The following is a 7,916-nucleotide window of genomic DNA, read 5'->3' on the forward strand; positions in this document are numbered from 1 at the left end:
TCGCCAAGGAGTCGCCAAGGAGATTGTCGCGAAGGTGCGTGGCGAGTAAGTCCGGCATCCGTGTCGGTGCGGGAGGCGATGAGATCGTCGCCCCCGCCCCGAAACGGATGCCGGGCTTACTCGCCCCGCACCCCCTCGGTGGCGGGGCGACGATCTCCTCGCCTCCCGCACCGAAACGGATGCCGGACTTACTCGCCCCGCACCTTCGCGACGATCTCCTTGGCGATGTGCGCAGGCACTTCCGCATAGGAGTCGAACTGCATGCTGTAGCTCGCACGCCCCTGCGTCTTGCTACGGAGGTCACCCACGTAGCCGAACATCTCAGAGAGCGGCACGAGCGCCTTGACGATGCGGGCGCCGGAGCGCTCGTCCATCGCCTGGATCTGCCCGCGGCGACCGTTGAGGTCACCGATGACATCACCCATGTAGTCCTCGGGCGTGGTGACCTCGACGGCCATCATCGGCTCCAGGATTACGGCGTCCGCCTTGCGCGCGGCCTCCTTGAAGGCCATCGAGCCAGCGATCTTGAAGGCCATTTCGGACGAGTCCACCTCGTGGTAGGCACCGTCCTGCAGGGTGACCTTGACCCCGACCATGGGATAGCCGGCGAGAACACCGAACTCGGCGGCCTCCTGGGCACCCGCGTCGACCGACGGGATGTACTCCCGCGGGATGCGGCCACCGGAGACCTTGTTGGAGAACTCGTAGCCGTCGTTTCCGTCGCCCAGCGGCTCAATGTCAATGATGACCTTGGCGAACTGGCCGGAACCACCGGTCTGCTTCTTGTGGACGTAGTCGACCTTCTCCACCTTGCGGCGGATGGTCTCCCGGTAGGCCACCTGCGGACGACCGATGTTGGCCTCGACCTTGAACTCGCGGCGCATCCGGTCGACGAGGATCTCCAGGTGGAGCTCACCCATACCCCAGATGACCGTCTGCCCGGTCTCCTCGTCACGCCGGACCTGGAAGGACGGGTCCTCCTCGGCCAGACGCTGGATCGCGGTGCCCAGCTTCTCCTGGTCGCTCTTGGTCTTGGGCTCGATGGCGACGCTGATGACCGGCGCCGGGAAGTTCATCGACTCCAGGACCACGGGGTTGGCCGGGTCGGACAGGGTGTCACCGGTGGTGGTGTCCTTCAGACCCATGACGGCGACGATCTGACCAGCGACGGCCGACGGGCGCTCTTCGCGCTTGTTGGCGTGCATCTGGTAGATCTTGCCGATCCGCTCCTTGCGGCCCTTCACCGAGTTGACCACCGCGGTGCCGGTCTCGAGCGTGCCCGAGTAGATGCGGATGTAGGTGAGACGGCCCAGGTGCTGGTCGGCCGCGATCTTGAAGGCGAGCGCGGAGAACGGCTCGGTGACATCGGCGTGACGCTCGATGATCTCGTCTTCCTTGCCGACCGCGTGGCCCTTGAAGGCCGGAATGTCGATCGGGGCGGGAAGGTAGGCGACGATCGCGTCGAGCAGGGGCTGCACGCCCTTGTTCTTGAACGCGGTGCCGGTCAGGACCGGGTTGATGGCGCTGGCCAGCGTCGCGCGGCGGATGGCCGCGACCAGCTGCTCCTCGGTGGGCTCGACGCCCTCCAGGAAGAGCTCCATCAGCTCGTCGTCGTTCTCGGAGACGGTCTCGACGAGCTTGTCACGCCACTCGCGGGCGGTCTCGGCGTGCTCCGCCGGGATGTCCACGGTCTCGTACATCTCGCCCTTGGCCGCCTCGGCGCTCCAGAGCAGGCCCTTCATCTTCACCAGGTCGATGACGCCCTTGAAGTCAGCCTCGACGCCCCAGGGAAGCTGGATGACCGCGGGGGTCGCGTTCAGGCGGCTGATCATCATGTCGACGCAGCGGTGGAACTCCGCGCCGACCCGGTCCATCTTGTTGACGAAGCAGATCCGGGGAACCTCGTAGCGGTCGGCCTGACGCCACACCGTCTCGGACTGCGGCTCGACACCGGCGACGCCGTCGAACACGGCGACGGCACCGTCGAGGACGCGGAGCGAGCGCTCCACCTCGATCGTGAAGTCCACGTGACCCGGCGTGTCGATGATGTTGATCGTGTGGCCGAGCCACTCGCAGGTCGTAGCAGCGGAGGTGATGGTGATACCACGCTCCTGCTCCTGCTCCATCCAGTCCATCGTGGCTGCGCCCTCGTGGACTTCACCGATCTTGTAGTTGATACCGGTGTAGAACAGGATGCGCTCGGTCGTCGTGGTCTTGCCCGCGTCGATGTGGGCCATGATCCCGATGTTGCGGACCTTGGCCAGGTCAAGAGCGGTCGTGGTGGCCACTTCTCTCGCGTCCTCGTCGTCTCGTCGAACCCGCTGTTACCAGCGGTAGTGGGCGAAGGCCTTGTTGGACTCGGCCATCTTGTGGGTGTCCTCGCGCTTCTTGACACTGGCGCCGAGGCCGTTGCTGGCGTCGAGCAGTTCGTTCATGAGGCGCTCGGTCATGGTCTTCTCGCGGCGGGCGCGGGAGTACTGCACCAGCCAGCGCAGGGCCAGGGTGGTGCTGCGCGCGGCGCGCACCTCGACCGGGACCTGGTAGGTCGCGCCACCGACACGGCGGCTGCGGACCTCAAGGGTGGGCTTGACGTTGTCCAGCGCGCGCTTCAGGGTGACGACCGGGTCGTTGCCGGTCTTCTCCTTGGCGCCTTCGAGGGCGCCGTAGACGATGGACTGCGCGATGGAGCGCTTGCCGTCCAGGAGAACCTTGTTGATGAGCGCGGTGACCAGCGGCGAGTTGTGGACCGGGTCAGCCATGAGCTGACGACGGCCAGGAGAACCCTTGCGAGGCATTCTTACTTCTCCTTCTTCGCGCCGTAACGGCTACGGGCCTGCTTGCGGTTGCGGACACCCTGGGTGTCCAGCGAGCCGCGGATGATCTTGTAGCGAACACCCGGCAGGTCCTTCACACGACCGCCACGGACGAGCACGATGGAGTGCTCCTGAAGGTTGTGGCCGACACCCGGGATGTAGGCCGTGACCTCGATGCCGTTGGTGAGCCGGACACGCGCGACCTTGCGGAGGGCGGAGTTCGGCTTCTTGGGGGTCGTGGTGTAAACGCGCATGCAGGTGCCGCGTCGCTGGGGGCTGGCCTTGAGCGCCGGGGTCTTGGTCTTGGTGACCTTATCCTGGCGGCCCTTGCGGACCAGCTGCTGAATCGTAGGCACCGCGTCTCCGTTCGTGCTTGCCGGTGATTCGAATGTTGTGCTTTTTGCAGGCACTGCCGGTGTCATGACCTGCGAGTTTTCCGTCCACTCCGACCCACGCGCTCGGGCGTGTCGCGCATGTATCGCGCCACATCCTCGGCCAGGCCAGTGGAGGAGGCCATACGGCGCCTCTGCCGACTCCCCGTGGGAAACCTGTCGACGCGCACGCATGAGAGCCCATGAAGCCACGGGCACGAAGGGAAAGACTACCTAGTCCAACGCAACACGTCAAAACGGCTGCGCCCATCGGGCACCGTTACAAGTGCCCGCGTGCGTGTCGTGACTCCCACGATCGGTTTCCGGCCGACCGCTGCTGGGTCCATAACGAGTTTACCGGCAGTAGGGGACTTCTCTGGCCGTTCTCTTCATCAAGGCGCGGCTTTCCCCGCAACGTTCCGGTCAAGAAAGATCAACGGACCTCGGGCCGGACACGCGACGGCGCCCGGCCCCTCTGAAGGGGGCCGGGCGCCGGCTTCGATCACTCAGCGGTCGTACCGACCAGGTGTCTAGCGGTTGTACTGACCGAAGTCGTACTCCTCCAGCGGCACGGCCTCACCGGAGCCCGAACCGAAGGTGTAGTCCGCCGCGGAGCCGTCGTAGCCGCCGACCGTGTACATCGCGGCCTTGGCCTCCTCGGTGGGCTCGACCCGGATGTTGCGGTACTGCGGCATGCCGGTACCGGCCGGGATGAGCTTTCCGATGATGACGTTCTCCTTGAGACCGAGCAGCGAGTCCGACTTGGCGTGGATCGCCGCGTCGGTGAGCACTCGGGTGGTCTCCTGGAAGGACGCCGCCGACAGCCAGGACTCGGTGGCGAGCGAGGCCTTCGTGATGCCCATCAGCACCGGACGGCCCGAGGCCGGCGTACCGCCCTCGGCCACGCACTCGCGGTTGATCCGCTCGAAGCGCGGCCGCTCGACCAGCTCACCGGGGAGCATGTCGGCGTCACCCGACTCCAGCACGTTCACGCGCTTGAGCATCTGCCGGACGATGATCTCGATGTGCTTGTCGTGGATCGACACACCCTGCGAGCGGTAGACCTGCTGAACCTCGGCCACCAGGTGCAGCTGCACGGCCCGGGGGCCGAGGATGCGCAGCACCTCGTTGGGGTTGACGGCACCGGCGATCAGCTGCTGACCGACCGTGACGCGCTGCCCGTCGGAGACCAGCATGCGCGACCGCATGGAGACCGGGTAGGCGACCTCCTCCGAACCGTCGTCCGGGACGATCACGATCTTGCGGGACTTGTCCGTCTCGTCGATCCGGACCCGGCCCTCGGCCTCGCTGATCGGGGCGACGCCCTTGGGGACGCGCGCCTCGAAGAGCTCCTGCACACGGGGCAGACCGTGGGTGATGTCCGCGCCCGCCACACCACCGGTGTGGAAGGTACGCATCGTCAGCTGGGTGCCCGGCTCGCCGATCGATTGGGCGGCGATGATGCCGACCGCCTCGCCGACGTCCACGAGCTTGCCGGTCGCGAGCGAACGGCCGTAGCAGGTGGCGCAGACACCGATCTTGGCCTCGCAGACGAGAGCGCTGCGGGTCCTGACGGTCTCCACTCCGGCCTCGACCAGCGCGGTGACGTGGATGTCGTTGATGTCGACTCCCGCGGACACGATGACCTTGCCGTCCACCTCGACGTCCTCGGCCAGGATGCGGCCGTGCACGTTGCTCTCGGCGTTCTCCGCCTTGACCAGGTTGCCCTGGGAGTCGCGCTCGCCGACGTGCAGCGGGACCCCGCGGTCGGTGCCGCAGTCGATCTCACGGACGATGACGTCCTGCGCGACGTCCACCAGACGACGGGTCAGGTAACCCGAGTCGGCGGTCCGCAGCGCGGTGTCCGCCAGACCCTTCCGCTGGCCGTGGGTGGAGATGAAGTATTCCAGCACCGACAGGCCCTCGCGGAACGAGGCCTTGATCGGACGCGGGATCGTCTCACCCTTGGTGTTGGACACCAGACCGCGGATACCGGAGATCTGCCGGACCTGCATCAGGTTTCCTCGGGCGCCCGACTGGACCATCATCCAGACCGGGTTGGTCTTCGGGAACGCCTTCTGCATGTCGTCGGTCACGTCACTGGTCGCGTGCGTCCAGATCTCGATGAGCTCCTGACGGCGCTCCTCGTCCGTGATGAGACCCCGCTCGTACTCGCGCTGGACCTTGTCGGCCCTGCGCTCGTACGTCTCCATGATCGTGGCCTTGTTGGGCGGCGAGATGACGTCCTCGATGGAGATCGTCACACCGGCCCGGGTGGCCCAGTAGAAGCCGGCGTCCTTGAGCGCGTCGAGCGCGGCCGCCACTTCCACCTTGGGGTACTTCTCGGCCAGCTCGTTGACGATCGCCGAGAGCTGCTTCTTGCCGACCTGGGAGTTCACGTACGGGTAGTTCGCCGGCAGCGTCTGGTTGAACAGGCAGCGGCCGAGCGTGGTCTCCAGGCGGTAGCTGTCGCCCGGCTCCCAGCCCTCGGGAGCCGTCCAGCCGCGGGGCGGCGGGACCTCGCCCTTCAACCGGATCTGGATCTTGGCCTGGATGTCCAGCTCGCGCCGGTCATAGGCCATGAGCGCCTCGGACACCGAGCCGAAGACCCTGCCCTGGCCGGGAGCGTCCTCGTCGTCGTCCTTGAGGGTGGTCAGGGAGTACAGGCCGATGATCATGTCCTGGGTGGGCATGGTCACGGGCTTGCCGTCGGCCGGCTTCAGGATGTTGTTGGTCGACAGCATCAGGATGCGGGCCTCGGCCTGCGCCTCGGCCGACAGCGGCAGGTGCACGGCCATCTGGTCACCGTCGAAGTCCGCGTTGAACGCGGTGCAGACGAGCGGGTGGATCTGGATGGCCTTGCCCTCGACCAGCTGCGGCTCGAAGGCCTGGATACCCAGGCGGTGCAGCGTGGGCGCACGGTTGAGCAGCACCGGGTGCTCGGTGATGACCTCTTCGAGGACATCCCAGACGACCGGGCGGGCACGCTCGACCATCCGCTTGGCCGACTTGATGTTCTGCGCGTGGTTGAGATCGACCAGGCGCTTCATCACGAACGGCTTGAAGAGCTCCAGCGCCATCTGCTTGGGCAGACCGCACTGGTGCAGCTTCAGCTGCGGGCCGACGACGATGACCGAACGGCCGGAGTAGTCGACTCGCTTGCCCAGCAGGTTCTGGCGGAACCGGCCCTGCTTGCCCTTCAGCATGTCGCTGAGGGACTTCAGCGGGCGGTTGCCGGGACCCGTGACCGGACGGCCGCGGCGGCCGTTGTCGAACAGCGCGTCAACGGCCTCCTGGAGCATCCGCTTCTCGTTGTTCACGATGATCTCGGGGGCTCCGAGGTCGAGAAGACGCTTGAGGCGGTTGTTCCGGTTGATCACACGCCGGTACAGGTCGTTCAGGTCCGAGGTCGCGAACCGGCCACCGTCGAGCTGCACCATCGGGCGCAGGTCCGGCGGGATGACCGGGATGCAGTCCAGGACCATGCCGTTGGGCGAGTTGCGGGTGTTCAGGAACGCGGACACGACCTTGAGACGCTTGAGCGCGCGGGCCTTCTTCTGGCCCTTGCCGCTGCGGATCGTCTCGCGCAGGTTCTCGGCCTCGAGGTCGAGGTCGAAGTTGGTCAGACGCTCCTGGATGGCCTGGGCGCCCATGCCACCGCGGAAGTAGCGGCCGAAGCGGTCGCGCATCTCGCGGTAGAGCAGCTCGTCGCCCTCAAGGTCCTGGACCTTGAGGTTCTTGAAGCGGCTCCAGACCTCGTCCAGACGGTCCAGCTCGCGCTGGGCCCGGTCGCGGAGCTGGCGCATCTCGCGCTCAGCGCCCTCACGGACCTTACGGCGCTGGTCGCCCTTGGCGCCGGCGGCCTCCAGCTCGGTCAGGTCGTTCTCGAGCTTCTTCTGCCGGGCCTCGATGTCGGCGTCGCGCCGCTGCTCGACGTGCTGCCGCTCGACCGAGATCTTCGCCTCGAGCGAGGGCAGGTCACGCTCACGCATTTCCTTGTCGACATGCGTGATCATGTAGGCCGCGAAGTAGATGACCTTCTCAAGGTCCTTCGGGGCCAGGTCGAGCAGGTATCCCAGACGGGACGGGACACCCTTGAAGTACCAGATGTGCGTGACGGGCGCGGCCAGCTCGATGTGGCCCATCCGCTCACGACGCACCTTGGCGCGGGTCACCTCGACGCCACAGCGCTCACAGATGATGCCCTTGAAGCGGACGCGCTTGTACTTACCGCAGTAGCACTCCCAGTCCCGGGTCGGACCGAAGATCTTCTCGCAGAAGAGTCCGTCCTTCTCGGGCTTGAGGGTCCGGTAGTTGATGGTCTCGGGCTTCTTCACCTCGCCGTGCGACCACTGGCGGATATCGTCAGCCGTCGCGAGGCCGATTCGAAGCTCGTCGAAGAAGTTGACGTCCAGCACTTGTATTCCCCTCCTCAGCTTCTAGATCAGACCTCTTCGACGCTGCTCGGCTCACGCCGGGACAGGTCGATGCCGAGCTCTTCCGCGGCGCGGAAGACGTCCTCGTCGGTGTCGCGCATCTCGATGGACATGCCGTCGCTGGAGAGCACCTCGACGTTCAGGCACAGCGACTGCATTTCCTTGATGAGGACCTTGAACGACTCCGGAATGCCCGGCTCGGGGATGTTCTCGCCCTTGACGATCGCCTCGTAGACCTTCACCCGGCCCAGCACGTCGTCGGACTTGATGGTCAGCAGCTCCTGCAGGGCGTAGGC

At 66.1% G+C, this 7,916-nt stretch carries 5 protein-coding genes; all 5 read right to left on the minus strand.

The window, feature by feature from the left end; genetic code table 11:
- Positions 1–188: 188 nt before the first annotated feature.
- The gene (fusA, locus tag CA984_RS40935) at positions 189–2,237 is read right to left on the minus strand and encodes an elongation factor G (RefSeq protein WP_051866137.1); all 2,049 of its coding nucleotides are present in this window, start codon (positions 2,235–2,237) and stop codon (positions 189–191) included.
- Positions 2,238–2,324: 87 nt separating this feature from the next.
- Positions 2,325–2,795 carry a 30S ribosomal protein S7 gene (rpsG, locus tag CA984_RS40940; protein ID WP_012887827.1) on the minus strand — a complete coding sequence of 157 codons (471 nt, stop codon included), beginning with the start codon at positions 2,793–2,795 and terminating at the stop codon, positions 2,325–2,327.
- Positions 2,796–2,797: 2 nt separating this feature from the next.
- Positions 2,798–3,169: a 30S ribosomal protein S12 gene (rpsL, locus tag CA984_RS40945; protein WP_012887826.1), complete on the minus strand. Its 372-nt coding sequence runs from the start codon at positions 3,167–3,169 to the stop codon at positions 2,798–2,800.
- A 545-nt stretch (positions 3,170–3,714) separates the two neighbouring features.
- Positions 3,715–7,602 (minus strand): DNA-directed RNA polymerase subunit beta', encoded by a 3,888-nt coding sequence (locus CA984_RS40950; RefSeq protein WP_086578725.1) that lies wholly within the window; start codon positions 7,600–7,602, stop codon positions 3,715–3,717.
- Positions 7,603–7,628: 26 nt separating this feature from the next.
- A partial coding sequence (locus tag CA984_RS40955) for a DNA-directed RNA polymerase subunit beta (RefSeq protein WP_133061932.1) occupies positions 7,629–7,916 on the minus strand: 288 nt, incomplete at its 5' end.

The sequence above is a fragment of the Streptosporangium minutum genome, from assembly GCF_002149035.1.
Classification (GTDB): Bacteria; Actinomycetota; Actinomycetes; order Streptosporangiales; family Streptosporangiaceae; genus Streptosporangium; species Streptosporangium minutum.